We start from the raw sequence: 24,217 nt of genomic DNA, 5'->3' as shown, positions 1-24,217 counted from the left end.
GTGGCGGAAAGTACCGCGTGCAGCGCTGCGTACCGCCCATATGGGGGATTCCACTGACCTATTCTGCGAGCACAATGGCGCCGACACTCGCTTTGCAAAGCGCCCATTCCCACCTTGATTCCGGCCTGCCAGAATTTCCCGCTCTTGCGATGACTGCCATTACCCCCCGAACATCGTGGACCTGCTGCTTGACGCCGTATGCATCGTCAAGACCGACAGCTCCATCGTGTATGTCAGTCCGGCATTCGAGCGAATCTTTGGCTATGCCCCGAAGAGGTCATTGGCAAACGCATGCTGGACATGGTGCACCCGGACGATCTCGCCGCCACCCAGAGCCAAGCTCGATACGTGACCGAAGGCCAGCTCCAGCTGCATTTCGAGAATCGGTATGTGCGCAAAGATGGGCAGATCGCCCACGTCCGCTGGACGGCGCGCTGGGTGGAGGAACAGCAGGTGCGAATTGCGGTGGCACACGACATCACCGAACGCAAGCACACCGAGTCGCTGCAGGCAGCCATCTATTCCATCTCGGAGGCCGCGCAGGCCGCGGAAGACCTGGTTTCTCTGTTTGCGCACATCCATCAAACCATCGGCACGCTGTTGCCCGCTTCCAATTTCTCGGTCGCGCTGCACGACCGCCTGCACGACACGGTCAGCTTTCCCTACCACGTCAACGAACGCCATCCGGCCCCTGCACCGCGCCCACTGGATGCAGATGCCCTGTGCTCCCACGTCATCCGCAACGGCAGACGCTGCTGATCACCCCTGACAGCCTGCCCCCCACGGCGCCGCCCATGGCCACAGCGCCCCGGCCGCTTTACTGGCTGGGTGTGCCGCTGCACACCCAGGCCGGTGTGCTGGGCGCGCTGGTGCTGCAAGGCTATTCCGAGGAAGCCCGCTATGGCGACCGCGACAAGGAGCTGCTGCAATTCGTCTCGACCCAGGTGGCGTCTGCCATAGAGCGCACACAAATGCGCAAACGCATGCAGCATATGGCGCAGTATGACCAGCTCACCCACCTGCCCAACCGGCAGCTGTTTCTTGATCGCCTCAAAACCGCGCTGACACGGGCCCAGCGCGACGAGACACTGCTGTCGCTGCTGTTCATCGATCTGGACCGATTCAAAGAGGTGAACGACACACTGGGCCACGCGATGGGAGATTTGCTGCTGCAGCGCGTGGCACAGCGCCTGCTGGAATGCGTGCGCGCCTCGGACACCGTGGCGCGGCTGGGCGGGGACGAGTTTGTCGTGCTGCTGGAAAGCGGCCATGCGGCCGAGCAGGCCACGGCGGTGGCAGAGAAAATCCTGTCCACATTCACCCAGCCCTTTGATCTGGATGGCCACCAGGTGCCCATGTGGCCCAGCATCGGCATCGCCGTCTACCCGGACCATGGTGGCGACGAAAGCCTGCTGCTCAGCCATGCGGACGCTGCGATGTACCTTTCCAAGAAAGGCGGCGGCAACCAGGTGCGCATCGCCGCCACGCCCGGCCGCACGCAGCAGGGCACACTGCAGTCGGGGGCGTCCCACTGAGACACCCCCGCACAATGGCAATCCCGCGCGCCCTGCGCGCCCGCGCTGCGGCTGATAGCGGCCCCCTTCCTCACTTCCAACTATCCACACCATGCTCTATGCCAGCCTGAAACTCATCCACCTGCTGTCCCTCATCGTCTGGATTGGCGGCATGGTGTTTGCGCACTTTTTCCTGCGTCCCGCGGCCCAGACCCTGGAACCCGCCGCGCGCGTGCGGTTGATGCACGACGTGCTGCAGCGCTTTTTGGCCGCCGTGCTGGTGGCCGTGGTGCTGGTGCTGATCAGCGGCCTGTGGATGATTGGCCAGTCCGCACGCGAGGCCGCGCAATCGGGTGGCCGCTTTGCCATGCCCCTGGGCTGGACCGTGATGGCCACGCTGGGGCTGGTGATGGTGGCCATCTTCGGCCACATCCGTTTCGCGCTGTTCAAACGCCTGCAACGCGCCGTGACCGCATCCGACTGGCCCGCTGGCGCCAAAGCGCTGGCCAGCATCCGCACCTGGGTAGGCATCAACCTCGGGCTGGGCGTGCTGACCGTGGCGGTGGCGCTGCTGGCTTAGGCCATCAGCCCCGCGGAAGGGGCCGAACCTGCGGGGGCCATCCCCAGGCCCGCTATCGGCAATGGCTGACGTACAGTCAAGCCATGCGCCTGCACCGACGGGGCCCGCATCCGCGAAGAATGCAGTCATTCACCACCTGAGGAGCTGCCATGTCCATTTCAATGATTCTTCTGATCGTCCTGATCCTCATCCTGCTGGGCGTCCTGCCCACCTGGGGCCACAGCCGCTCGTGGGGCTACGGGCCCAGCGGCGGCATCGGGCTGGTGGTGCTGATATTGGTGATCCTGCTGCTGATGGGCAAGATATGACGCAGGCGAAGTGAACCGGGGGCGCACGCCGCCCGGTCTTCGTCACACCGTCGCACCAACGAAGCCTTCACCTGTTCTGCACGCGCAATACTTTGCGCGGGGTCGCTGGCGGATGGCGGATGGCGCGCCAGGGTTCACTGCCACACCGTGCGAATCCACTCCACCGTGCTGACGGGGTTGTTGGCGTTGGCGTGCGGTGCCACGGCATCCAGTGGGTGCGCCGTGGCAATCTCGTCCATGCGGTCAAGCTTGTCCACCGCGTCGAGCGCGATCGTCTCACTCGGGTCGAACACGATCTGCAAGCGGTGATAGCGGTCGTCCAGCAGCTGCTGCGCCTGATAGTCCGAGATGCCCGCCACGCCATCCATCAGCACATTCATGAGCGGCTGCGCCCACTGGGCATAGCCCCAGTCCAGCGTCTGGCCCTTGATGTAGGTGAGGCTCACGCCGGTGCCCAGCGACAGCAGCACCACGTCGTCCAGCGCCGCGCGCTCGGCGGGCCGGTTGCGGCGCGAAATGGCCTGCGCCAACGCCACGATGCTGGGGTTGTTGGCGTACACGCCGCCGTCGATATAGCCGTCGGCCGACGGAAAATAGGTAGGCGCCGAGCTGGTGTACAGCGCAATATTGGCCACCAGCTGCTGGCCGTCGGAGTCGGCACCCTTGAAGTTGTGAAAAATCTTGGGCTTCCAGGTGCGCCGGGCCGGCACGTCTTCGTTATCGAGGTCGAAGGTGGGTATGGCCACCTTGCGCGTGAGGTCCTTGAGCTGCAGCGTGCCGAACACTTTCTTCAACTCGGCCTTGAGCCCTTTGGACGAATAGTCGGCACCAATGGTTTTGCCCAGGTCGCGCAGGTTGTCCCAGATGCTGTCGTCAAAAATGACGCCGCCCCGCTGCTTGTACACATCGCCTATCTCCTCGGGCGTCTTGCCGCTGGCCAGCCCCAGCGCCAGGATGCCGCCGGTGGAGGTGCCGGCAAACAGGTCCACCGAGTCGAGCCACCCGGCAATCGCCGGATGGGCGTTGAGCCGCGCCAGCAGCCGCGCCGTGATCAGGCCGCGCAAACCGCCGCCGTCCAGGCTCAATATCCGGTACTTGGCCATGGGTCACCTCCATTGCATCTTGCAGAGCGCAGCGCGAGTTGCGCTGCGAGCCAGAGTGCAGATGGTACGAACGGCTGCCCAATCCGGCAAAGCCGCCATGGATGGCCGAAACCCCATGAAAACTGCCTTGAGCGCAGCTGTATCAAGCGCTGATAGCTATTAATTATGTAGCAACCGTATCCGGCAAAAGCAGCCCCTGCTGCGCCGCCACCGCTTCGCGCAGAAAAACCCAGGTCGCCTGCATGCGCGCCACATGTTTGTTGTCGCCGGGCATCGACATCCAGAACGTGCGCTGAAACCGCGCCACCCCGGGCAGCACCGGGATCAACGCCGGGTCTTGCGCCGCCACAAACGCCGGCAGCACCGCCAGCCCAGCGCCGGCCCGTGCTGCCTCGTACTGCGCCAGGATGCTGGTGCTGCGCAGTGCAAAGTGCGCGGGGCGGTGCAGTTCATCGAGTATCTGCAGCTCTTTGCTGAACAGCAGGTCGTCCACATAGCTGATGAAGGTGTGGCCGCGCAGGTCGTCGGCCGTGCGGATGGGGGCATGGCGCTCCAGGTAGCTGCGCGCGCCATAGAGCTGCAGCACATAGTCGGTGAGCTTGACCACCAGCACCGCGCCGCGCGCCGGGCGCTCCAGCGAAATCACAATATCGGCCTCGCGCCGCGACAGGTGCACCAGGCGCGGCAGCGCCAGCAGGTCCACCACCAGCCCCCGGTGCTCCAGCGCAAAGCGCGCGAGCTGCGGCGCGAGGATCAGGTTGCCAAAACCCTCGGTGGTGCCAATGCGCACCAGTCCGTGCAGGCCCTGGCGCACGCCGGGCGCGGCGTTTTCCACGGCCAAAAAGGCGGCCTCCATGGCCTCGACCTGGGGCAGCAGCGCACGCCCTGCTTCGGTCAGCCGGTGGCCGCCCGCCTCGCGCGCAAACAGGGCCGAGCCCACCTGCTTTTCCAGCGCCTGGATGCGGCGGGCCACCGTGGTGTGGTCCACCGCCAGGCGGCGCGCCGCGCCCACCAGCGTGCCGGCGCGGGCCAGTTCCAGAAAATAGCGCAGGTTGTCCCAGTCCATGGTGTCGCCTCTTGTGGTGTCGTGTTAAGTGGTGTGCATTTTTGCAAACCCCGTGCGCACCATTGTCTATTGTGCTGACAATTTCGCACAGCTACCATGGCGGGGTTTCGGGCTGATGGCCCTACCTTGGCAACACCTTCAGGAGACAAGCACATGAACGCACCCACCAACGTGGCCGCATTGGCCCCCACCGTCAAGCTGCTGATCGGCGGCAAGTTTGTCGAGTCCAAGACCACCGAGTGGCGCGATGTGGTCAACCCCGCCACGCAAGAGGTGCTGGCCCGCGTGCCCTTTGCCACCGATGAAGAAATTGAAGCCGCCGTGGACGCCGCCAAGGAAGCGTTCAAGACCTGGAAGAAAACCGCCATTGGCGCCCGCGCCCGCATCTTCCTCAAGTACCAGCAGCTCATCCGTGAAAACATGGGCGAGCTGGCCGCCCTGCTGACGGCCGAGCAAGGCAAGACCCTGCCCGATGCCGAAGGCGACGTGTTCCGCGGCCTCGAAGTGGTCGAGCACGCAGCCAGCATTGGCAACCTGCAGCTCGGCGAGCTGGCCAACAACGTGGCCGGTGGCGTGGACACCTACACCCTGCTGCAGCCGCTCGGTGTGTGCGCGGGCATCACCCCGTTCAACTTCCCGGCCATGATCCCGCTGTGGATGTTCCCCATGGCCATTGCTACGGGCAACACCTTCGTGCTCAAGCCGTCCGAGCAAGACCCCATGGTGACCATGCGCCTCGTGGAACTCGCGCTCGAGGCGGGCATTCCACCCGGCGTGCTGAACGTGATCCACGGTGGCGAGCGCGCCGTCAACGCCATCTGCGACCACAAGGACATCAAGGCCGTGTCGTTCGTGGGCTCCACCAAGGTGGGCACCCATGTCTACAACCGCGCCACCCTGGCCGGCAAGCGGGCGCAATGCATGATGGGCGCCAAGAACCACGCCATCATCCTGCCCGACGCGAACAAGGAGCAAACGCTCAACGCCATCGCCGGTGCCTCGTTCGGCGCGGCCGGCCAGCGCTGCATGGCCTTGCCCGTGGTGGTGCTGGTGGGTGAAGCGCAAAAGTGGATTCCCGAGCTGGTGGCCAAGGCCAAGACGCTCAAGGTCAGCGGCGGCACTGAAAAGGGCACCGATGTGGGCCCGCTGGTGTCGTGTGCGGCCCTGGCCCGCGTGGAAGGCCTGATCGAGCGCGGCATTGCCGACGGCGCCACGCTCGAGCTGGACGGCCGCAAGCCCACGGTGCCTGGCTATGAAAAAGGCAACTTCGTCGGCCCAACGATCTTCTCGAACGTCAAGCCCGGCATGGCCATCTACGACCAGGAAATCTTTGGCCCCGTGCTGTCCCTGGTGCCCGCCAAGGACATCGACGAAGCCATCGAGTTCATCAACGCCAACCCCAACGGCAACGGTACCGCCATCTTCACGCAAAGCGGCGCTGCGGCGCGCAAGTTTCAGGAAGAGATCGACGTGGGCCAGGTCGGCATCAACGTGCCAATCCCCGTGCCGGTGCCACTGTTCTCGTTCACGGGTTCGCGCGCGTCCAAGCTGGGCGACCTGGGCCCCTACGGCAAGCAGGTCATCATGTTCTACACGCAGACCAAGACGGTGACGGCCCGCTGGTTTGACGACAGCACCACCAGCCAGGGCGTGAACACCACCATCAGCCTGAAGTAATAGCGTAATGGCGGGCTGCACGCCTGTTGTCACTTGGTGTGCCACCGCCCTGCTTGCGCTGCAGGCAGGCGGTGCGTGGGCACAGGCGGGCGCCGCCTGCCGCCCCGGCGGCAGCGTGGCCGAGGTCAATGCCTGCGCGGTGCAGGATTTTCAGGCCGCAGACACCACCATCGCCGTGCTGTATGCCGACGTGATGCGCGCCCTGGCCGCCCACGAGCGCCCGCAGCTGCGCCAGGAGCACAGCGCCTGGCTGCGCGAGCGCACCACCCGCTGCAAGCAGGCTACGCGCACCACCGAGCAGCAGCCCGACGGCCCCCGGCTCTACCATGAGTGCCTGACGCACGCAACGCAGCAACGCCGCCAGGGCCTCATGCGCTGGCTCAGCGCCGACACGCCCGCAAAGCCCTGACAGATCCCTTTCGTCGCAAGACCCCTGAGAGATTCCCCCATGGACTTTGAACTTACCGAAGAACAACGCGCCTTTGCCCAGACCGCGCGCGAATTTGCTGAAGGCCAACTGGCGCCCCACGCGGCGCAGTGGGACGCCGAAGGCATCTTCCCCAAAGAAGCCATCGCCAAAGCGGGCGAGCTGGGCTTTTGCGGCCTGTATGCACCCGAAAATGCCGGCGGCCTGGCCCTGCCCCGCCTCGACGCCACCCTGGTGTTCGAGGAAATGGCGGCGGTAGATCCTTCGACCACCGCCTTCATCACCATCCACAACATGGCCACCTGGATGCTGGGCACCTGGGCCACGCCAGCCGTGCGCGACCACTGGGGGCCGCTGCTCACCACGGGCGAAAAACTCGCGAGCTATTGCCTGACCGAACCCGGCGCAGGCTCGGACGCCGCCTCGCTCAAAACCCGCGCCGAGCGGGTGGGTCACGAGTACGTCATCAACGGCAGCAAAGCCTTCATCAGCGGTGCGGGCGCCACCGATGTGCTGGTGCTGATGGCCCGCACGGGCGACGCGGCATCGGGCGCAGGCGGCATCAGCGCCTTTGTGGTGCCCGCAGACAGCGCAGGCATCACCTACGGCAAAAAAGAACACAAGATGGGCTGGAACAGCCAGCCCACGCGCACCATCAGTTTTGACAACGTGCGCATCCCCGCCGACCACCTGCTGGGCCGCGAGGGCGAAGGCTTCAAGATCGCGATGAAGGGCCTGGACGGCGGCCGCATCAACATCGCCACCTGCTCGGTGGGCGCGGCGCAGGGCGCACTCAACGCCGCCCAGCAATACATGCATGACCGCAAGCAGTTTGGCAAGTCCATCGCCAGCTTTCAGGCCCTTCAATTCAAGCTGGCCGACATGGCCACCGAGCTCGTGGCCGCGCGCCAGATGGTGCGCCTGGCTGCAGCCAAGCTCGACGCGGGTGCGCGCGACGCCAGCACCTATTGCGCCATGGCCAAGCGCTTTGCCACCGACGCGGGCTTCAACGTGGTCAACGAGGCGCTGCAACTGCACGGCGGCTACGGCTACATCCGCGAATACCCGCTGGAGCGCCTGCTGCGCGACGCCCGCGTGCACCAGATCCTGGAAGGCACCAACGAAATCATGCGGGTGATCATTGCGCGGCGCATGCTCGAAGGCGATGCGCCCGATGTCATTCGCTAGCTTTTTCATAGCTGCTAGCGCTTATCCATAAAGCGCCAGCGGCCCATTTCATCTAAACCATGCCCGCCCGCCCCCTCAGCGACGAAACCCTGCACCTGATCGACGCCGTGCGCACCGCGCTGGCACAGCGCAACGACGTAGAGGAACGCACGCTGTTTGGCAGCTACTGCTTTTTTGTGAATGGCAAGCTGTGCGTGGGCGTCAAGGGCGACGAACTGCTGGTGCGCCTGCCACCCGGGCGGCACGCCGAGTTTCAGGAAATGCAGGCCACGCGCGAGCTATCGCCCGAAGGCAAGATGCAGGGCTACTTCTGGGTGGAGCCCAACGGCTATGCCACGCGTGCACAGTGGAATTTCTGGCTGCACGAAGCCCTGGCCTACAACCCGCAGGCCAAGGCCACGCCGCCGCGCAAGCGCGCCACGGCAGCCACCCACCCTTCCCCAACACCGTCCACCCCCAAGGGCAAGCGGCACAGCATTTTTGACGACGACAACCCATGATTTCAGGCCTTTTTGGCCGCCAGCGCTTATGCAACAAGCGCCAGTAGCTATCAAATCGATACCACCTATCCATCCCTCACCCACATCACCACAAGGAGACACCGCATGAAAATCGCATTCATTGGCCTCGGCAACATGGGCGGCCCCATGGCCCTGAACCTGCACAAGGCCGGTCACGAAGTCCAGGCGTTCGACCTGTCCCAACCCGCCTGCGCCAAGTTGGCCGCCGACGGCGTGGCCATTGCCGCCAGCGCCACCGCCGCCGCGCAGGGTGCAGAGGCCATCATCACCATGCTGCCCGCCAGCCAGCATGTGGAAGCGCTGTTTTTGGGCAGCAACGGCCAGCCCGGCCTGATGGCCAATATTGCCAAGGGGGCGCTGGTGATCGACAGCTCCACCATCGCCGCCGCCACCAGTCAGAAGGTGGCCAAGGCCGCAGAAGCCGCAGGCATCGACTTCATCGACGCCCCCGTCTCTGGCGGCACCGGCGGCGCCATCGCGGGCACGCTCACCTTCATGGTCGGCGGCGCGGCCGAGGCCCTGGAACGCGCCCGCCCCCTGCTCGAAAAAATGGGCGCCAACATCTTCCACGCCGGCGCCGTGGGCGCCGGACAGACCGCCAAGATCTGCAACAACATGCTGCTCGGCATCCTGATGGTGGGCACCAGCGAGGCCATCGCCCTGGGCGTGGCCAACGGCCTCGACCCCAAGGTGCTGTCCGAAATCATGCGCCGCAGCTCGGGCGGCAACTGGGCGCTGGAAAAGTACAACCCCTACCCCGGCGTGCACGAAAACGCCCCCGCCAGCAAGGGCTACGCAGGCGGTTTTGGCACCGACTTGATGCTCAAGGACTTGGGGCTATCCCAGGAAAACGCCATTGCCGTGAAGGCCAGTACGCCGCTGGGCGGCATGGCGCGCGCGATTTACGCGGCGCACAGCATTGCGGGGCATGGCGGGGAGGATTTCTCGAGCGTGATCAAGATGCTGCAGAAGAAGGGGTAAAGCGGGTTTTCCTTTAAGCCCAACGCAACACGGGTGCTGTAGCATGTGGTTACAGCACCCGTTATCATTTTTCGACCGGGAATTTTTAGGTTTGCCTATACGGCGGGAACCGGCAAGTTTTCAGGGTAACTTCGATGGGCATTGCTTTTATTCGACGATGGCGAGTTGACCCTCAATCGTCTAAATATATTTAGTCCCACTTCGCCAAAAAATCACAAAGTTATGGCCCGCAAGAGCTTAGAGAAATATCCAGGTCAACGCAATAAAGAAAAGAGGGAACTGTTTAGCCAGTACCCGTTTCGCATTATAGACAGGTTGTACAAAAAGAAATTTTTCAATCTTTTTGGCAATTGCTGCTTTAAATGTGGAAAATTAGAAAAATCTACGCAAGAAATTGGTTTTCCACCAAATCTTTGCATGGATCACCATATCCCAATGGCTCTTGGTGGTCATCTTATTCCGGGTAATCTGGTCTCTCTATGCCGCAGATGCAATGGACTTAAGCTAGATAAATCACCATCAGAATTTTACAAACAGGAAGAGTTGGAGAGACTGCAACCACTACTTGACTCCCAAGAAGAGTTATTTAAGTTTTCATTTGACATGGACAAATGGAAAAACAATAAAGAAACATATCTCATAGAACTTGGCATAGAGGAAGAAGTGGTTCATGCAGCATTGCATGATGAATATTCCACCAATTACATTGGAGATATCGAGTTGGAAGGTAATAGAGTGGAGATCACTATTACGATGGATCAGGAATCTATTGAGAAATCCCTAGATATAACATCGAAGAAATGTTAGATATTCTTGCATCCAATCATTCATCGCAGCCGGCCGCCTACGGCGGCGGCTGAATTCAGGGCGGTAGGCCTATGAAGAATTGAGGACAACCTTAGTTCTTCATTCCGAATAACTTTGGTCTTAATCTAATTTAGCGCCCTATTAGATTTCACCATAAAAAATGGCGCTTCAAGGCGCCTTTTTTGTTAATAACTGATCAAATTTCTAGACCGGTCCGTGATCGATCTTCGAAAGCGCTTCATTCACAAGAAAAATCTTGCCATTGACCAAGGGAATGCCAAAGCTCTTCAGCCGTGCGGTGTGCATGGCCAAATAGGCCCGTGCGCTCTGGGCATCGTTGAAGCAATAGATTCCGCCGGCCTCATTAGCTTCCTGGTTCTCTGTCCATATCTTCCAGATCAAACCGGGCTCATCGGCGATGGATCGGGCAAGACCGTCCATGGCTGCAGCCATTTCCTGCCCCCAGGGGCCGGTGTACGGGAAATCAACTTGAAGGATGTAGCTCATGAAAAACTCCGTTGATGCAAGAAAACTGGGCGCTGATGCACAGTGCATCTTCAAGAATACGTGAGACACGGGCTCGTCGGCTTTTTGCCCGGTGCCGCACATGGTCCGAGCAAGGAGCGCCCAACACACACTCTGGCAGCGTGCGGTCGGCAATTCCCACTTACGAGGCCCTGATGGCCTCCCACTCTGCCATGCAATGCCGCGCCAGCGCCGTCACCCAGCAGGTCTCCCGTGGCACAAAGGCAATGCCGTACAGCGGGCTGACCAGAAACCCCCGCGGTCAAAAGCCATGCTGTCGCTCGATTGGACGAACGCTGCCAAGTCGCGGAACGGCACGGCCACGGTGCCCAGGTGCAGCACCTCGGCGCGGGCCGTCACCTCTTCCAGCCGCCCGCTGTCCTGAAAGCGGTAGACCACATCGTCATAGTCCAGCGCGGTCAGGCCCACGGAGTTGCGCGATTCTCTGCGCGGCTGGCCATGGGCGCGGATCACGTCGTCGCGCGAGGCGGTGAAGGGCGTGCCGTTGACGCTTTGGTAGGGTTGCAGGTGCATGGGCGATTCTGCAGAAAAAGGGGTCAGACGAAAATTGACGCCAATCGAATTTTGTATCGACCCCCTGCCCATCCCCTCAGAACCTCCCGACCCAGGCCCGGCAAGCACATGGCCCACAGCCGCTGCACAACTTTCAGGGCAGTGGCAGATATTCATCCACCATCCGCTGCACCATATCGGCCTGCAATCCATCGCGCCGCCGCTTGAGCGCGTCCCGGTCACGCTGACCCGCCAGCCAGCGCTTGAATGCCACAAAGGTGGCAGGGTGGATGGTGTTCATCCGCGCCATGGTGCCGTTCGTCGCCACGATGACGGCCGAAAATCCCGGTGCGTCGAGCAGGACGTTGGCGCGGCGGGCCTGGGCGACCCAGAAATCTTCGTCGTCATCGCTGAGCTTGATGGGGTGAGGGTCGTCCTCCGCGCGCTCGCGCCGGATGATGTCCACCTCAAAGCCGTCCTTGTTCACGGCGGTGTATTTCTGGCTTTTACGGATGCGGAAGGTGCTGTCCACCTTTTTCAGCACGCCCAGCATGGAACTGTCCACGCGCGCCAGCTGGGTAGCGAACTGAATGCGCTTGCGCGTGTCCCACAGCAGGTCGATATCGCGCGTGGCCAGGGCGTCGGCATCCAGGCGCACACCGGCTGCGGCTTCGTACGCATACAGCGCGTTGGTGCCCACGACCCGGAAGTGCGGCGCGAGTTGCGTGCTCGCCAGGCGGGCCAGCAAATCCACGATGAGTGGCTCCACCCGCCCCACACGCAGGGCTCGGTTCAGACGGCGGTGCAGGTCCAATGCAGCCTTGAGGCCTGCCATGCGTTCGGCACTTTCCTGCTTTCGGCGCATGAAACGTTCGTAGATGGCTTCATTCTCGGGCGTGCGAGGCCCCAGGCTGGTTTCGGCGCCGGTCGGCGTGGTGCGCACGAGGTAGCGCGCTTCAGGGGCCGAGGGCGGTCCCGCGTGCCAATACATTCCGCCGCGCACCTGCTGCGCTTCCTGCACGGCTTCTTCCCAGGCTTCGAAGGCAGCCACGGCGTCGATGTACTGGCGTGCGACAGAGGGGCTGAGTTCTTGCATTTCGGCATTTTTATATATTTTGCTGTTTTACACCGAAAATCATTATAAAACAACAAGTTAACTTTCTCCAATCCGCAGCTCCAGCAGATGCCGCCCCATCTGAACATCGGAATGTCGTAGAAAGTTCTGTCCCAGCAGCGCACCGTCGTCGCTGCTGCCCGTGTAGCCGGCGCCCACCCGCAGGCCCGTCACGGCCAGCGAACGCACGGTGACTGAATCCGACGCCTACACCATGGCGCAATTCATGGCTCAAATCGGTCCGGATGGTAGTGGACACAAGCGGACACAAGAGGACAAAAAAACCCAGTGTTTTCAAGGCACTGGGTTTTTAATTTGGACGCATGCGGATGCATGCGGACTACTTCACATGTGGTCGATCATGACCTGCCCGAACCCCGAGCAGCTCACCTGCTTGGCACCCTCCATCAGGCGAGCGAAGTCGTAGGTTACGTTCTTGCTGGCGATCGATTTCTTCATCGAGCTGATGATGAGGTCGGCCGCTTCCACCCAGCCCATGTGGCGCAGCATCATCTCGGCCGAGAGGATTTCGGAGCCGGGATTCACATAGTCCTTGCCCGCATATTTGGGCGCCGTGCCGTGCGTGGCTTCGAACATGGCGATGGTGTCGGACAGGTTGGCGCCGGGGGCAATGCCAATGCCGCCCACCTGCGCGGCCAGGGCGTCGGACACATAGTCGCCGTTCAGGTTGAGCGTGGCGATCACCGAGTATTCGGCGGGACGCAGCAAGATTTGCTGCAGGAACGCATCGGCAATGCTGTCCTTGATGACGATGTCCTTGCCCGTCTTGGGGTTCTTGAACTTCATCCAGGGGCCGCCGTCGATCAGCTCGGCGCCAAACTCTTTGGCCGCCAGGCCGTAGGCCCAGTCACGGAAGCCCCCTTCGGTGAACTTCATGATGTTGCCCTTGTGCACGATGGTCACGCTGGGCTTGTCGTTGTTGATGGCGTACTGGATGGCCTTGCGCACCAGGCGCTCGGTGCCTTCGCGTGACACGGGCTTGATGCCGATGCCTGAGGTGTTGGGAAAGCGGATTTTCTTGACACCGAATTCATCCTGCAGGATCTTGATGAGCTTCTTGGCCTTTTCACTTTCGGCTTCAAACTCGATACCCGCGTAGATGTCTTCCGAGTTTTCGCGGAAGATGACCATGTTGGTCTTGTGCGGCTCTTTCACGGGCGAGGGCACGCCGTCGAAATACTGAATGGGGCGCAGGCAGACGTACAGGTCAAGCTCCTGGCGCAGTGCCACGTTGAGCGAACGGATGCCGCCGCCCACGGGCGTGGTCAGCGGGCCCTTGATGGACACCACATAGTCCTTGACGGCGTGCAGGGTTTCTTCGGGCAGCCACACGTCGGGGCCATACACCTTGGTGGATTTTTCACCCGCAAACACTTCCATCCAGTGGATCTTCTTCTTGCCGCCATAGGCCTTGGCCACGGCAGCGTCCACCACCTTGAGCATCACGGGGGTGATGTCGGCACCGGTGCCATCGCCTTCGATGAAGGGAATGATGGGCTGGTCCGGCACATTGAGCGACATGTCGGCATTGACGGTGATTTTCTGGCCTTCGGCAGGCACTTTAATGTGCTGGTAGCTGGTCATGGCGGGAGTCTCCGGTGGGATGTTGGAATGCACTACAGCGGGTTTGGAAAAATCCGTAAAACCCCTGAATTTTAGCGACTCCCCTGCGTAGCGGGCCATTGAGAATGCCTTGCTCATACCAGCAGCCGCCCGGCGTCGGCAGGGGCGAGAGAGCACCCGGCCCGCTGCGCAGCGCCCAAGAAAAATGCCGTGCTGCGGGCGTTGGCCCACGGCACGGCATTTCGGCTCAGCGTTGATGGCTGCCGTGCATCACGGGCAGCCACCCATTTCTATCTCAGGCGCCAGCGGCGGCAAGCACCGTGTTCAGGGTCTGGCTGGGCCGCATCACGGCATCGAGCTTGGCCAGATCGGGCAGGTAATAGCCGCCAATGTCGGCGGCCTTGCCCTGCACGGCATTGAGCTCGTCCACGATCTTTTGCTCGTTGGCGGCCAGTTGCTGGGCCAGCGGGGCAAAGCGCTTGGCCAGGTCGGCATCGTCGGTCTGCGCGGCCAGCTCTTGCGCCCAGTACAGGGCCAGGTAGAACTGGCTGCCACGGTTGTCGAGCTGGCCGGTCTTGGGCGAGGGGTTCTTGTTGTTGTCCAGCAGTTTGCCGGTGGCGGCGTCCAGCGTCTTGGCCAGCACCTTGGCCTGCGCGTTGCCGGTTTTCAGGCCCAGGTCTTCCAGCGACACGGCCAGCGCCAGGAACTCGCCCAGCGAGTCCCAGCGTAGGTGGTTTTCTTCCACCAACTGCTGCACATGCTTGGGGGCCGAGCCGCCCGCGCCGGTTTCGTACATGCCGCCACCGGCCATGAGCGGCACGATGGACAGCATCTTGGCCGAGGTGCCCAGCTCCATGATGGGGAACAGGTCGGTCAGGTAGTCGCGCAGGATGTTGCCGGTAGCGCTGATGGTGTCCAGGCCGCGCACCACGCGCTCGAGCGTGTAACGCATCGCACGCACCTGGCTCATGATCTGGATATCGAGGCCGGTGGTGTCATGCTCGTGCAGGTACATCTTGACCTTGGTGATCAGCTGCGCCTCGTGCGGGCGGTAGGCGTCGAGCCAGAACACCACCGGCATGCCGGAATTGCGGGCGCGCGTGACGGCCAGCTTGACCCAGTCACGGATGGCGGCATCCTTGACCTGGCACATGCGCCAGATGTCGCCAGCTTCCACGTTCTGGCTGAGCAGCACTTCGCCCGTGGCCAGGTCGGTGATGTTGGCCACGCCGTCTTCGGGGATTTCAAACGTCTTGTCGTGCGAGCCGTATTCCTCGGCCTGCTGGGCCATCAGGCCGACGTTGGGCACCGTGCCCATGGTCTTGGGGTCGAAGGCGCCGTGCCATTTGCAGAAGTTGATGATCTCCTGGTAGATGCGGGCAAAGGTCGATTCGGGCATCACGGCCTTGACGTCCTTCAGGCGGCCGTCGGCGCCCCACATCTTGCCGCCGTTCCTGATCATGGCGGGCATGGATGCGTCCACGATGATGTCGTTGGGCGAGTGGAAATTGGTGATGCCCTTGGCCGAGTCCACCATGGCCAGCTCGGGGCGGGTGGCGTGGCAGGCGTGCAGGTCGCGCATGACTTCTTCACGCTGGGCTGTGGGCAAGGTGGCCACTTTTTCGTAGAGGTTGGCCATGCCGTTGTTCACGTTCACGCCCAGCTCGTCAAACAGCTTGCCGTGCTTGGCAAACGCGTCCTTGTAGAAGATCTTCACGCAGTGGCCGAACACGATGGGGTGCGACACCTTCATCATCGTGGCCTTGACGTGCAGCGAGAACATCACGCCCGTCTTGTGCGCGTCTTCGATTTCCTTCTCGTAGAACTCGAGCAAGGCCTTCTTGCTCATGAACATGCTGTCGATGATCTCGCGGTCCAGCAGCGACACCTTGGGCTTGAGGATGATGGTCTTGCCGCTCTTGGTGATCAGCTCCATCTTCACGTCGCGCGCTTTGTCCAGCGTCATCGATTTTTCGCCGTGATAGAAGTCACCGTGGTGCATGTGCGAGACATGCGAGCGCGACGCCTGGCTCCACTCGGCCATGCTGTGCGGGTTCTTGCGGGCGTATTCCTTGACGGCCCGGGGCGCACGGCGGTCGGAGTTGCCTTCGCGCAGCACGGGATTCACTGCGCTGCCGATGCACTTGGCATAGCGCGCGCGGATCGCCTTGTCTTCTTCGGTCTTGGGATCTTCAGGGTAGTCGGGCACGGCATAACCCTTGCCCTGCAATTCCTTGATGCAGGCGATGAGCTGGCCCACCGATGCGCTGATGTTGGGCAGCTTGATGATGTTGGCATCGGGCTCCAGGGTCTTCTTGCCCAAAGCGGCGAGCGTGTTGGGCACCTTCTGTTCGTCGCGCAGGAACTCGGGGAACTCACCCAGCACGCGGGCCGCCACCGAGATGTCGCTTTCGGTCACGTTGATGCCCGCAGGCGCGGCAAAGGCGCGCACGATGGGCAGGAAAGAAGCCGTGGCCAGGCGAGGCGCCTCATCGGTCAGGGTGTAGATGATGGTGGGTTGCTGGGTACTCATCGCTTATGTCTCAAGAAATGGCTGAAAAAAACCACCGGCGGGTGGCCCAGCCGGTAGCAGTGATCGAACTCCGACATTGTGCTTTCTTGCATCAGCCCCCACCCGGCTTTTTTGCAATGGAATATCGCCATGCGAAATGAAAGTACGCAAATTGACCAATTTTTTGATCCAACGGGCCTGCACAGCGGATTTCCCTGTCAACGCCCAGAGAGCTGCTATCGTTGGAGGTGGAGCTTCGCGGCGGTTCGCGAAGCCCTCAACCCGACGCTTCGTCAAGGAAATGGCATATATGAAAAAACTACTCGCTGTCCTGATGGCTGGTCTGTTCGCTGCGGGTGCTTTTGCACAAGCCCCCGCTGCTGCACCCGCCCCGCTCCCGCTCCTGCAGTGGCCCCCCAGGCAGCCCCTGCGCCCGCAGTGGCAGCGGCTCCTGCGCCCAAGGCCGCCAAGGCACCTGCCAAGGCGACGCACAAGAAAGTGGCCACCAAAAAGGCCAAAAAGCCCGTCAAGAAAGCCGTCTGACCATAACGGCATGGGCCGGCCCCGCGCGGCGGCCCCGGCCGTTTCAACAAAATCGCCCGCAGCCGCGGGCGGTTTTGTTTCCGGCCTGTGTCTGTCGCTGATACCGTACGCACCTGTTTGCACCTGTATGTCACCGTTGAAAGCCTGCTCCATGCCAACCACGCCCTGCGCTAGCAGCCTCCGTTCGTCCCGCCGCATTTCAGGCCCCATCGTCACCGCAGCGACGGCCTTTGTCGCTGCAACGCTGGCGTTGTGGACCACTGCCGCACCCGCCCAGGATGGGCCGCAGCTTGCCCTGCAGCGCGTCGAACTGACGGCCGGCATGCACCGCATCGACGCCCAGGTGGCGCAGACCCCGCAAGAACGCCAGACCGGCCTGATGTTTCGCCGGGAAATGCCGGCGCAGGAAGGCATGTTGTTCATTTTTGACCAGCCCGGCGTGCAGTGCTTCTGGATGAAAAACACCTTGCTGCCGCTGACGGCGGCGTTTGTGGCCGATGACGGCACCATCGTCAACCTGGCCGACATGAAGCCCCAGACCACCGACTCCCATTGTTCGGCCCGGCCCGTGCGCTATGTGCTGGAGATGAACCAGGGATGGTTTGGCAAGAAGGGCATCAAGGCCGGGTTCAGGCTTGGCGGAGCCCTGTTTTCGAAGCGTTGATGCGTCACGATTCGCTATTATTTAGGTAGCTACAAGCGCTTTCCAGCAAAGCGCTGCAACCCAAAAAGCACAAAACGGCCCGCGCGGGCCGTTTTGTTTTTCAGGGGCAGATTGGGCGAAGTGCCGGCCCCTGCCGCGTGCTTCAGGCGAAGTTGCTTTCGGCAAACTTCCAGTTCACCAGCTTGTCGAGGAAGGTCTCAACAAACTTGGGGCGCTGGTTGCGGTAGTCGATGTAATAGGCGTGTTCCCACACGTCCACCGTCAGCAGCGCCTTGTCGGCGGTGGTCAGCGGCGTGCCGGCGGCGCCGGTGTTGACGATGTCCACGCTGCCGTCGGCCTTCTTCACCAGCCAGGTCCAGCCCGAGCCGAAATTGCCCACGGCCGACTTGACGAAGGCTTCCTTGAACGCGGCGTAAGAGCCGAACTTGGCATTGATGGCCGCAGCCAGCGCGCCCGTGGGCTCGCCACCGCCCTGGGGCTTCATGCAGCTCCAGAAGAAAGTGTGGTTCCAGATCTGCGCTGCGTTGTTGTAGATGCCGCCGGACGACTTCTTGACGATCTCTTCGAGCGTCATGGCTTCAAACTCGGTGCCCTTTTGCAGGTTGTTGAGGTTCACGACGTAGGCGTTGTGGTGCTTGCCGTGGTGGTATTCCAGCGTTTCCTGGCTGTAATGCGGGGCCAGTGCGTCGATGGCGTAGGGCAGCGGGGGAAGGGTGTGTTCCATGGTGTTTCCTCGTGGTTTGAAATTCTGGGATTCCCGGGTACCCGGCTGCATCGCAAACAGGTACGGGCGAGCAGGCATTGTAGAAAGATCAATAGACCTGTGCTGCATGGGGCGTGCGAACGTCCGCCATAGTGCCGCGAAGGCGCGTTTGTCCTACAGCAGGCGCGGCTGCACCACGGTGACATCGACTGCACCGTCGGCCAGTGTGGCGCGCAGGGCATCGCCCGGCTGCGCCTGGCGTACGCTGGTGACGGCCTGGCCCGCGGTGTCGGTCAACAACGCATAGCCGCGCTGCAGCACCAGGCGCGGGTCGAGCAGCTCCAGCCGCAGGGCGGCGCGGTCCAGCCGCTCGGCATGCAGCGTCAGCTGGCGCTGCAGCTTGAGCGGCATTTCGGCCTCCAGCGCCTTCTGCGTCTGCGCAAGCAGCTGCATTTTCAATAGCACCGCGTGGCGCATGCGCTGGGCCAGGCGGGCCTGCTGCATCTGGTGGCGGGCCACGATGCCCGAGGGGCGGCCCAGCCGGGCGGCGGCCTGGTCCAGCCGCTGGTGGCGGGCGTCCAGCTGGCGTTGCACGCCATCGGCCAGCCGCCCCGCCAACAGGCCGAGCGCCCCCAGCCACACCTCGCGCGGCTGTGCAACCAGCTCGGCCGCCGCCGTGGGCGTGGGCGCGCGCAGGTCAGCGCAGAAATCGGCAATGGTGAAATCGGTTTCGTGCCCCACGCCGCAGATCAGCGGCACCGGGCTTTGCACAATGGTGCGCGCGAGCTGCTCGTCGTTGAAAGCCCAGAGGTCTTCCATCGACCCACCGCCGCGCACCAGCAGGATCACATCGATCGCAGGGTTTTGAGTCAAATCAGCTCCTGGCGCTTGTCCAGCTTGCGCCAGCAGATACAGTTTTGATAGCGCCTCGACAAGGGCCTGCGGCGCAGCAGCCCCCTGCACCTGCGCAGGCACCAGCACCACCGGGATATGTGGCACGCGCCGGCGCAAGGCCGTCACCACATCGTGCAGCGCCGCCGCGCCGGGCGATGTGACCAGGCCGATGCCCCGTGGCTGCAGCGGCAGGGGCCGCTTGCGCACTGCATCAAAAAGGCCTTCGCCCTCCAGCTGTGCCTTCAGCCGCAAGAACTGCTCGAACAGCGCGCCCTGCCCGGCACGCTGCATGCTCTCGACAATGAACTGCAGATCACCCCGGGCCTCATACACACCGATGCGCCCGCGCAGTTCCACCAATTCGCCGTCGCGGGGCGAAAAGTCAAGCAGGCTGGCCGAGCGGCGGAACATGGCGCAACGCAGCTGGCCGTTCGCATCCTTGACCGAGAAGTAGCAATGCCCGCTGGATGCGCGCGAAAAGCCCGTGATCTCGCCGCGCACGGCCACCGGGTTGAACCGCGCCTCCAGCGCATCAGCAATGGCGCGGCACAGCGCGCCGACTTCCCAGATACGCGGCGTCGCGCCGATGGTTGTGGGCTCAGGCATGAGACAGCATCAGCGTTTGCAGGCCATGCGCCAGGCGACTATTCCACAGCGCAGCGCGAGCGAAAGACACTTTCATCCATGAGGCCAAGACCTGCCGGAAAACACGAATACTCGTGCAACCTATTGATTTATAACGATTTTTCACTGATCAATTTTTCATCAATCTGTTGAACGCACGGTGTGGCGCCACTTTGCGAGGCCCTGACGCCCAGTTGCCCACAAAGTTATCCACAGATTTTGTGGGTGAGAAAAATGCAAACGGCCTGTACATTCACGTAACTTTTTGTATCATGGAATGCCTGACCACCTGGGCCATAATCGCCGATTGCCTTCACCCGCGCGGAGAGAGAATTGCTGTCCATCATACAAGCCGCAGGCTGGCCCATCTGGCCTCTGATTGCCTGCTCCGTCCTGGCACTGGCGCTGATTTTCGAGCGCTTTGTCGCACTGAAAACAGCGCGTGTCGCTCCCCCCACACTGCTGGACGAAGCCATCAAGGTGTCGGCCAAGGCCGCACCCACGCCCGACGTGGTAAACCAGCTGGCGCAAAACTCGGCATTGGGCGAGGTGCTGGCCAGCGGCCTGCGCGCCTTCAACAACAACCCGCTGTGCACCGAGGCGGATTTGCGCGCCACCATGGAAGGCGCAGGCCGCACGGTGGCACACCGGCTTGAAAAATACCTCAACGCCCTGGCCACAATCGCCTCGGCGGCCCCGCTGCTGGGTCTGCTGGGCACCGTGATCGGCATGATCGAGATCTTCGGCTCGCAGGTGGGCACCGGCGGCGCCAGCCAGGCCATGGGTGGCGGCAACCCGGCGCAACTGGCGCACGGCATCTCGGTGGCGCTTTACAACACCGCGTTCGGCCTCATCGTGGCGATTCCGGCGTTGATCTTCTGGCGCTATTTCCGCAGCCGCGTGGACGCTTATCTGCTGACGCTGGAGCTGGCCTCCGAGCAGTTTGTGCGCCACATCCTTCGGCTGCGCAAAGCCAACTGAGTGCCCCTGGGTGCCTGAAAGACTGAGCGCATGAATTTCCGCCCCCGTGCCAAGGATGAGCCCGAGATCAACCTGATCCCGTTCATCGATGTGCTGCTGGTGATCCTCATCTTCATGATGCTGACCACCACCTACAGCAAGTTCACCGAGCTGCAACTGACGCTGCCCGTGGCCGACGCCGAGCAGCAGCGCGACCATCCCAAGGAAGTCATCGTGGCCGTGGCGGCCGATGGCCGCTATGCCGTGAACAAGACCGCCGTGGACGGCAAGAGCGTGGATGCCGTGGCCCGTGCGCTGGGCCAGGTGGCCAGTGCAGGCCAGGGCAGCGTGGTCATCATCAGTGCCGACGCCACTGCACCCCACCAGGCGGTCGTTACCGTGATGGAGGCAGCGCGGCGCGTAGGCCTCAGCCAGATCACGTTTGCCACGCAGTCTTCGGCATCTGCCCGCGCGGGCAACGGCCGCTAGGCACCATGGCTGCCGCCGGGCCGCAGCCGCCCTCGCCTTCAGCTACCGGCCTGGCACGCATCTGGCGCTCCCGCGGGCCTGCGGCCTGGGCATTGTGGCCGCTGTCTCTGGCCTACGGTGCCTTGGTGGCGCTGCGGCGTGGGCTGTACCGGCTGCAGGTGCTGCGCAGCGAACACCCCGGCCCGCCGGTCATCGTGGTGGGCAATGTGATTGCCGGCGGCGCCGGCAAGACCCCCGTGGTGATCGCCCTGGTACGCCATTTAAAGGCGCAGGGCTGGCAACCGGGCGTCATCTCGCGCGGCTATGGCCGCAGCACCCACGACTGCCGCGCGGTGCTGCCATACAGCCCCGCCCGGGAAGTGGGGGACGAACCCGCCCTGATCGCCCGCGCCACCCATGCGCCCGTTTTTGTCGCGCCACGGCGCATCACCGCGGCGCGTGCGCTGCTGGCCGCGCACCCCGGTACCAACATCCTGGTGTGCGACGATGGCCTGCAGCACTTGGCGCTGGCGCGTGACATGGAAATCTGCGTCTTCAACAGCGACGGCGTGGGCAACGGTTTTCTGCTGCCGGCAGGCCCCCTGCGCGAGCCATGGCCGCGGCCTGTGGACTGGGTGTTGCACGCAGGCACGCGCCCTGCCGGGCATGCATCCAGTTTTGCGCTGCAGCGCAGGCTCGCGCCCCATGCACTGCGCGCGGATGGCCGGCAAGTGCCTCTGGTGTCCCTGCGTGAAGGCCCTGTGCATGCCGTGGCTGCGGTCGCCCGCCCCGAGGAGTTCTTTGCCATGTTGCGGGCACAAGACCTGCAGCTAGCGGGCACCGAGTCATTACCAGACCACTATGATTTCAATAGCTGGAAGCGCTCTTTCAACAGGGGAATCACGCTGGTTTGCACCGAAAAAGATGCCGTGAAACTGTGGCCACTGCACCCCGATGCGCTGGCGGTGCCGCTGGCGCTGGAGGTCGATCCCGCCTTCTTCGCGGCCCTTGATGCCCGGCTCGCGCCGTGGCGGGCCACGCCGCTATCATCCCCGTCTGCCTGATTTCCGGAAAACGCCGCCATGGATCCCAAACTGCTTGAATTGCTGGTCTGCCCCGTCACCAAAGGCCCCTTGACCTATGACCGCGAGCGCCAGGAGCTGGTGTCGCGCAGTGCGCGCCTGGCCTACCCCGTGCGCGACGGTATTCCGGTGCTGCTGGAAAACGAGGCGCGCACCCTGACCGACGAGGAGCTGGAGGCGTGAGCCCAGCCATGGGGCACGGCTTTACGGTGCTGATCCCGGCACGCATGGCATCAAGCCGCCTGCCCGACAAGCCCTTGGCCGATATCGCAGGCCTGCCGATGGTGGTGCATGTGGCCCGCCGCGCGGCACAAAGCGCGGCGGCCCGCGTGGTGGTGGCTGCCGACGACCCGCGCATCGTGCAGGCCTGCCAGGCCCACGGGGTGCAGGCCCTGCTCACCCGCACCGACCACGCCAGCGGCAGCGACCGGCTGGCAGAGGCCTGCATGCAACTGGGTCTGGACGGCGACGCGATTGTGGTCAACGTGCAGGGCGACGAACCCCTGATGGACCCCGCGCTCATCGATGCCGTGGCGGCACTGCTGCCCGCACGCCCGAAGCCAGCATGGGCACGGCAGCCCATGCCATCCATACCCGGGCCGACTACGAGAACCCCAACGTCGTGAAGGTGGTGCTGGACGCGCGCGGCCTGGCCCACTATTTCAGCCGTGCGCCGATTCCGCACGCCCGGGACCATGCGGGCCAGACCTGGTGGCAAGGCGCCGCGGCGCAGGCCGCACCCGGCGTGGCCGCGCTGCACGGATTTGCGCCGCTGCGCCATATCGGCATCTACAGCTACCGTGCGGGATTTCTACGCCAGTTTCCGGGCTTGGCCCAGGCCCCCACCGAGGCGGTGGAGGCGCTGGAACAATTGCGGGCACTTTGGCATGGCCACCGCATCGCCGTGCACATTGCCGACGAGGCCCCCGGCCCGGGCGTTGACACCCCGGCAGACCTCGACAGGGTTCGGACACTGCTGGCCTGAAAACCAGCGCGTGGACGCCCGATTGGCGGGCGCTGCCGTAAGCCACATCAAGGCAGTCACATGCTATCCTTGACCGCAAAGAGAGCACTGCGTCATGGGCGCCTGGCTGCGCCCCCCTTGCCAGCAGTGCCAGCTGATTTCTAACCTTCGAGGATTTCCATGAGACTTATTCTGTTGGGCGCCCCCGGTGCCGGAAAGGGCACGCAAGCCACGTTCATCTGCCAGAAATATGGCATCCCGCAAATCTCCACGGGCGACATGCTGCGCGCAGCCGTGAAGGCAGGCACGCCGCTGGGACTGCAGGCCAAGGCCGTGATGGACTCGGGCGCCCTGGTCAGCGACGACATCATCATCGGCCTCGTCAAGGAACGCATCACGCAGCCCGACTGTGCCAACGGCTTCCTGTTTGACGGTTTCCCCCGCACCATCCCCCAGGCCGATGCCATGAAGGAAGCCGGCGTCAAGCTCGACTATGTGCTCGAAATCGACGTGCCCTTCGACGCCATCATCGAACGCATGAGCGGCCGCCGCTCGCACCCCGCCAGCGGACGCACTTACCACGTCAAGTTCAATCCGCCCAAAGTGGCAGGCAAGGACGACGTGACGGGCGAAGACCTGATCCAGCGCGAAGACGACAAGGAAGAAACCGTCAAGAAGCGCCTGCAGGTGTACAGCGATCAGACACGCCCCCTGGTGGACTATTACAGTAACTGGGCCAAGGCCGAGCCCAATGCAGCCCCCAAATACCGCGCCATCAGCGGCACGGGCAGCGTCGAAGAGATCACGGCGCGCGCCCTGCAGGCCCTGTCCAGCTGAGCCTGGCGGCGTGCTGGAGCCGGCCACGGACCGTGGCCGGCCGGCACACATCAAGGCC

24 protein-coding genes and 2 pseudogenes are annotated in these 24,217 nt (G+C 63.1%); 17 read left to right on the top strand and 9 right to left on the bottom strand.

The window, feature by feature from the left end; genetic code table 11:
* The first annotated feature begins 175 nt into the window (after positions 1 to 175).
* From CBP34_RS20360 to CBP34_RS09125, 4 genes and pseudogenes are all read left to right on the top strand, one after another.
* Positions 176 to 759 (top strand): annotated as a pseudogene (locus CBP34_RS20360) (PAS domain-containing protein).
* Complete coding sequence (locus CBP34_RS20355) at positions 723 to 1,535, top strand: sensor domain-containing diguanylate cyclase (protein ID WP_335622278.1); 813 nt, start codon at positions 723 to 725, stop codon at positions 1,533 to 1,535. The pseudogene CBP34_RS20360 and the gene CBP34_RS20355 overlap by 37 nt, the downstream one beginning before the upstream one ends.
* Positions 1,536 to 1,626: 91 nt before the next feature.
* Positions 1,627 to 2,094: a CopD family protein gene (locus tag CBP34_RS09130; RefSeq protein ID WP_094097835.1), complete on the top strand. Its 468-nt coding sequence runs from the start codon at positions 1,627 to 1,629 to the stop codon at positions 2,092 to 2,094.
* Positions 2,095 to 2,243: 149 nt separating this feature from the next.
* Positions 2,244 to 2,402, top strand: a complete 159-nt coding sequence (locus tag CBP34_RS09125; protein ID WP_086912340.1) for a DUF3309 family protein — start codon at positions 2,244 to 2,246, stop codon at positions 2,400 to 2,402.
* A gap of 134 nt (positions 2,403 to 2,536) precedes the next feature.
* Here the strand turns inward: CBP34_RS09125 and CBP34_RS09120 are convergent, their stop codons facing one another.
* Positions 2,537 to 3,505: a patatin-like phospholipase family protein gene (locus tag CBP34_RS09120; protein ID WP_094097834.1), complete on the bottom strand. Its 969-nt coding sequence runs from the start codon at positions 3,503 to 3,505 to the stop codon at positions 2,537 to 2,539.
* A 163-nt stretch (positions 3,506 to 3,668) separates the two neighbouring features.
* Entirely contained in the window at positions 3,669 to 4,571 is a 903-nt protein-coding gene (locus CBP34_RS09115; RefSeq protein ID WP_094097833.1) for a LysR family transcriptional regulator, read from the bottom strand.
* A 153-nt stretch (positions 4,572 to 4,724) separates the two neighbouring features.
* On the opposite strand from CBP34_RS09115, the gene CBP34_RS09110 reads away from it, so the two are divergent.
* The 6 genes from CBP34_RS09110 to CBP34_RS09085 all read left to right on the top strand — a co-directional run bounded on the left by CBP34_RS09110 (position 4,725) and on the right by CBP34_RS09085 (position 10,172).
* Positions 4,725 to 6,248 (top strand): CoA-acylating methylmalonate-semialdehyde dehydrogenase, encoded by a 1,524-nt coding sequence (locus tag CBP34_RS09110; protein ID WP_094097832.1) that lies wholly within the window; start codon positions 4,725 to 4,727, stop codon positions 6,246 to 6,248.
* 7 nt (positions 6,249 to 6,255) lie between these two features.
* Positions 6,256 to 6,657, top strand: a complete 402-nt coding sequence (locus CBP34_RS09105; protein ID WP_094097831.1) for a lysozyme inhibitor LprI family protein — start codon at positions 6,256 to 6,258, stop codon at positions 6,655 to 6,657.
* 39 nt (positions 6,658 to 6,696) lie between these two features.
* Positions 6,697 to 7,863, top strand: coding sequence for an acyl-CoA dehydrogenase family protein (locus tag CBP34_RS09100; protein WP_094097830.1), 1,167 nt, complete (start codon positions 6,697 to 6,699; stop codon positions 7,861 to 7,863).
* 59 nt (positions 7,864 to 7,922) lie between these two features.
* Complete coding sequence (locus CBP34_RS09095) at positions 7,923 to 8,363, top strand: TfoX/Sxy family protein (protein ID WP_094097829.1); 441 nt, start codon at positions 7,923 to 7,925, stop codon at positions 8,361 to 8,363.
* Between the two features lie 105 nt (positions 8,364 to 8,468).
* Complete coding sequence (gene mmsB, locus CBP34_RS09090) at positions 8,469 to 9,365, top strand: 3-hydroxyisobutyrate dehydrogenase (protein ID WP_094097828.1); 897 nt, start codon at positions 8,469 to 8,471, stop codon at positions 9,363 to 9,365.
* A 222-nt stretch (positions 9,366 to 9,587) separates the two neighbouring features.
* Positions 9,588 to 10,172, top strand: coding sequence for an HNH endonuclease (locus CBP34_RS09085; RefSeq protein WP_094097827.1), 585 nt, complete (start codon positions 9,588 to 9,590; stop codon positions 10,170 to 10,172).
* Positions 10,173 to 10,376: 204 nt separating this feature from the next.
* Here the strand turns inward: CBP34_RS09085 and CBP34_RS09080 are convergent, their stop codons facing one another.
* From CBP34_RS09080 to CBP34_RS09060, 5 genes are all read right to left on the bottom strand, one after another.
* On the bottom strand, positions 10,377 to 10,679 hold the full coding sequence (locus tag CBP34_RS09080) for a monooxygenase (protein WP_094097826.1): 303 nt from the start codon (positions 10,677 to 10,679) through the stop codon (positions 10,377 to 10,379).
* A gap of 213 nt (positions 10,680 to 10,892) precedes the next feature.
* Entirely contained in the window at positions 10,893 to 11,231 is a 339-nt protein-coding gene (locus CBP34_RS09075; RefSeq protein ID WP_236748545.1) for a hypothetical protein, read from the bottom strand.
* Positions 11,232 to 11,364: 133 nt separating this feature from the next.
* Positions 11,365 to 12,306: a GSU2403 family nucleotidyltransferase fold protein gene (locus CBP34_RS09070; protein WP_094097825.1), complete on the bottom strand. Its 942-nt coding sequence runs from the start codon at positions 12,304 to 12,306 to the stop codon at positions 11,365 to 11,367.
* A gap of 363 nt (positions 12,307 to 12,669) precedes the next feature.
* Positions 12,670 to 13,929 (bottom strand): NADP-dependent isocitrate dehydrogenase, encoded by a 1,260-nt coding sequence (gene icd / locus CBP34_RS09065; protein WP_094097824.1) that lies wholly within the window; start codon positions 13,927 to 13,929, stop codon positions 12,670 to 12,672.
* Between the two features lie 274 nt (positions 13,930 to 14,203).
* On the bottom strand, positions 14,204 to 16,441 hold the full coding sequence (locus CBP34_RS09060) for an NADP-dependent isocitrate dehydrogenase (protein ID WP_094097823.1): 2,238 nt from the start codon (positions 16,439 to 16,441) through the stop codon (positions 14,204 to 14,206).
* 673 nt (positions 16,442 to 17,114) lie between these two features.
* On the opposite strand from CBP34_RS09060, the gene CBP34_RS09050 reads away from it, so the two are divergent.
* Complete coding sequence (locus CBP34_RS09050) at positions 17,115 to 17,627, top strand: DUF192 domain-containing protein (RefSeq protein WP_094097822.1); 513 nt, start codon at positions 17,115 to 17,117, stop codon at positions 17,625 to 17,627.
* A 142-nt stretch (positions 17,628 to 17,769) separates the two neighbouring features.
* Here CBP34_RS09050 and CBP34_RS09045 read toward each other — a convergent pair whose 3' ends face one another.
* Entirely contained in the window at positions 17,770 to 18,351 is a 582-nt protein-coding gene (locus tag CBP34_RS09045) for a superoxide dismutase (RefSeq protein ID WP_086912323.1), read from the bottom strand.
* Between the two features lie 153 nt (positions 18,352 to 18,504).
* Entirely contained in the window at positions 18,505 to 19,830 is a 1,326-nt protein-coding gene (xseA, locus tag CBP34_RS09040; RefSeq protein ID WP_094097821.1) for an exodeoxyribonuclease VII large subunit, read from the bottom strand.
* A gap of 351 nt (positions 19,831 to 20,181) precedes the next feature.
* On the opposite strand from xseA, the gene CBP34_RS09035 reads away from it, so the two are divergent.
* The 6 genes and pseudogenes from CBP34_RS09035 to adk all read left to right on the top strand — a co-directional run bounded on the left by CBP34_RS09035 (position 20,182) and on the right by adk (position 24,159).
* Complete coding sequence (locus CBP34_RS09035; RefSeq protein WP_094097820.1) at positions 20,182 to 20,829, top strand: MotA/TolQ/ExbB proton channel family protein; 648 nt, start codon at positions 20,182 to 20,184, stop codon at positions 20,827 to 20,829.
* 30 nt (positions 20,830 to 20,859) lie between these two features.
* Entirely contained in the window at positions 20,860 to 21,297 is a 438-nt protein-coding gene (locus tag CBP34_RS09030; protein WP_086927178.1) for an ExbD/TolR family protein, read from the top strand.
* Between the two features lie 5 nt (positions 21,298 to 21,302).
* Positions 21,303 to 22,340, top strand: a complete 1,038-nt coding sequence (gene lpxK, locus CBP34_RS09025; RefSeq protein WP_094097819.1) for a tetraacyldisaccharide 4'-kinase — start codon at positions 21,303 to 21,305, stop codon at positions 22,338 to 22,340.
* A gap of 18 nt (positions 22,341 to 22,358) precedes the next feature.
* Positions 22,359 to 22,541 (top strand): Trm112 family protein, encoded by a 183-nt coding sequence (locus tag CBP34_RS09020; RefSeq protein ID WP_026436501.1) that lies wholly within the window; start codon positions 22,359 to 22,361, stop codon positions 22,539 to 22,541.
* Positions 22,542 to 22,549: 8 nt separating this feature from the next.
* Positions 22,550 to 23,343: pseudogene (gene kdsB / locus CBP34_RS09015) on the top strand (3-deoxy-manno-octulosonate cytidylyltransferase).
* Between the two features lie 159 nt (positions 23,344 to 23,502).
* The gene (gene adk / locus CBP34_RS09010) at positions 23,503 to 24,159 is read left to right on the top strand and encodes an adenylate kinase (protein WP_086912317.1); all 657 of its coding nucleotides are present in this window, start codon (positions 23,503 to 23,505) and stop codon (positions 24,157 to 24,159) included.
* Positions 24,160 to 24,217: the final 58 nt, after the last annotated feature.

Source organism: Acidovorax carolinensis (assembly GCF_002157145.1).
GTDB classification, from domain to species: Bacteria; Pseudomonadota; Gammaproteobacteria; order Burkholderiales; family Burkholderiaceae_C; genus Acidovorax; species Acidovorax carolinensis.
Note: the sequence above shows the minus strand (reverse complement) of the source record. Positions and strands in the feature narration are given on the sequence as shown.

Bases quoted from the DNA above. Each gene is read 5' to 3' on its own strand.
- mmsB (WP_094097828.1), top strand. From the start codon at position 8,469: ATGAAAATCGCATTCATTGGCCTCGGCAACATGGGCGGCCCCATGGCC.
- CBP34_RS09105 (WP_094097831.1), top strand. From the start codon at position 6,256: ATGGCGGGCTGCACGCCTGTTGTCACTTGGTGTGCCACCGCCCTGCTT.
- CBP34_RS09080 (WP_094097826.1), bottom strand. From the start codon at position 10,679: ATGAGCTACATCCTTCAAGTTGATTTCCCGTACACCGGCCCCTGGGGG.
- CBP34_RS09095 (WP_094097829.1), top strand. From the start codon at position 7,923: ATGCCCGCCCGCCCCCTCAGCGACGAAACCCTGCACCTGATCGACGCC.
- icd (WP_094097824.1), bottom strand. From the start codon at position 13,929: ATGACCAGCTACCAGCACATTAAAGTGCCTGCCGAAGGCCAGAAAATC.
- CBP34_RS09115 (WP_094097833.1), bottom strand. From the start codon at position 4,571: ATGGACTGGGACAACCTGCGCTATTTTCTGGAACTGGCCCGCGCCGGC.
- CBP34_RS09130 (WP_094097835.1), top strand. From the start codon at position 1,627: ATGCTCTATGCCAGCCTGAAACTCATCCACCTGCTGTCCCTCATCGTC.
- CBP34_RS09030 (WP_086927178.1), top strand. From the start codon at position 20,860: ATGAATTTCCGCCCCCGTGCCAAGGATGAGCCCGAGATCAACCTGATC.
- CBP34_RS09110 (WP_094097832.1), top strand. From the start codon at position 4,725: ATGAACGCACCCACCAACGTGGCCGCATTGGCCCCCACCGTCAAGCTG.
- CBP34_RS09070 (WP_094097825.1), bottom strand. From the start codon at position 12,306: ATGCAAGAACTCAGCCCCTCTGTCGCACGCCAGTACATCGACGCCGTG.
- CBP34_RS09020 (WP_026436501.1), top strand. From the start codon at position 22,359: ATGGATCCCAAACTGCTTGAATTGCTGGTCTGCCCCGTCACCAAAGGC.
- CBP34_RS09060 (WP_094097823.1), bottom strand. From the start codon at position 16,441: ATGAGTACCCAGCAACCCACCATCATCTACACCCTGACCGATGAGGCG.
- CBP34_RS09050 (WP_094097822.1), top strand. From the start codon at position 17,115: ATGCCAACCACGCCCTGCGCTAGCAGCCTCCGTTCGTCCCGCCGCATT.
- CBP34_RS09100 (WP_094097830.1), top strand. From the start codon at position 6,697: ATGGACTTTGAACTTACCGAAGAACAACGCGCCTTTGCCCAGACCGCG.
- xseA (WP_094097821.1), bottom strand. From the start codon at position 19,830: ATGCCTGAGCCCACAACCATCGGCGCGACGCCGCGTATCTGGGAAGTC.
- CBP34_RS09075 (WP_236748545.1), bottom strand. From the start codon at position 11,231: ATGCACCTGCAACCCTACCAAAGCGTCAACGGCACGCCCTTCACCGCC.
- CBP34_RS09085 (WP_094097827.1), top strand. From the start codon at position 9,588: ATGGCCCGCAAGAGCTTAGAGAAATATCCAGGTCAACGCAATAAAGAA.
- CBP34_RS09045 (WP_086912323.1), bottom strand. From the start codon at position 18,351: ATGGAACACACCCTTCCCCCGCTGCCCTACGCCATCGACGCACTGGCC.
- CBP34_RS09125 (WP_086912340.1), top strand. From the start codon at position 2,244: ATGTCCATTTCAATGATTCTTCTGATCGTCCTGATCCTCATCCTGCTG.
- lpxK (WP_094097819.1), top strand. From the start codon at position 21,303: ATGGCTGCCGCCGGGCCGCAGCCGCCCTCGCCTTCAGCTACCGGCCTG.
- CBP34_RS09120 (WP_094097834.1), bottom strand. From the start codon at position 3,505: ATGGCCAAGTACCGGATATTGAGCCTGGACGGCGGCGGTTTGCGCGGC.
- adk (WP_086912317.1), top strand. From the start codon at position 23,503: ATGAGACTTATTCTGTTGGGCGCCCCCGGTGCCGGAAAGGGCACGCAA.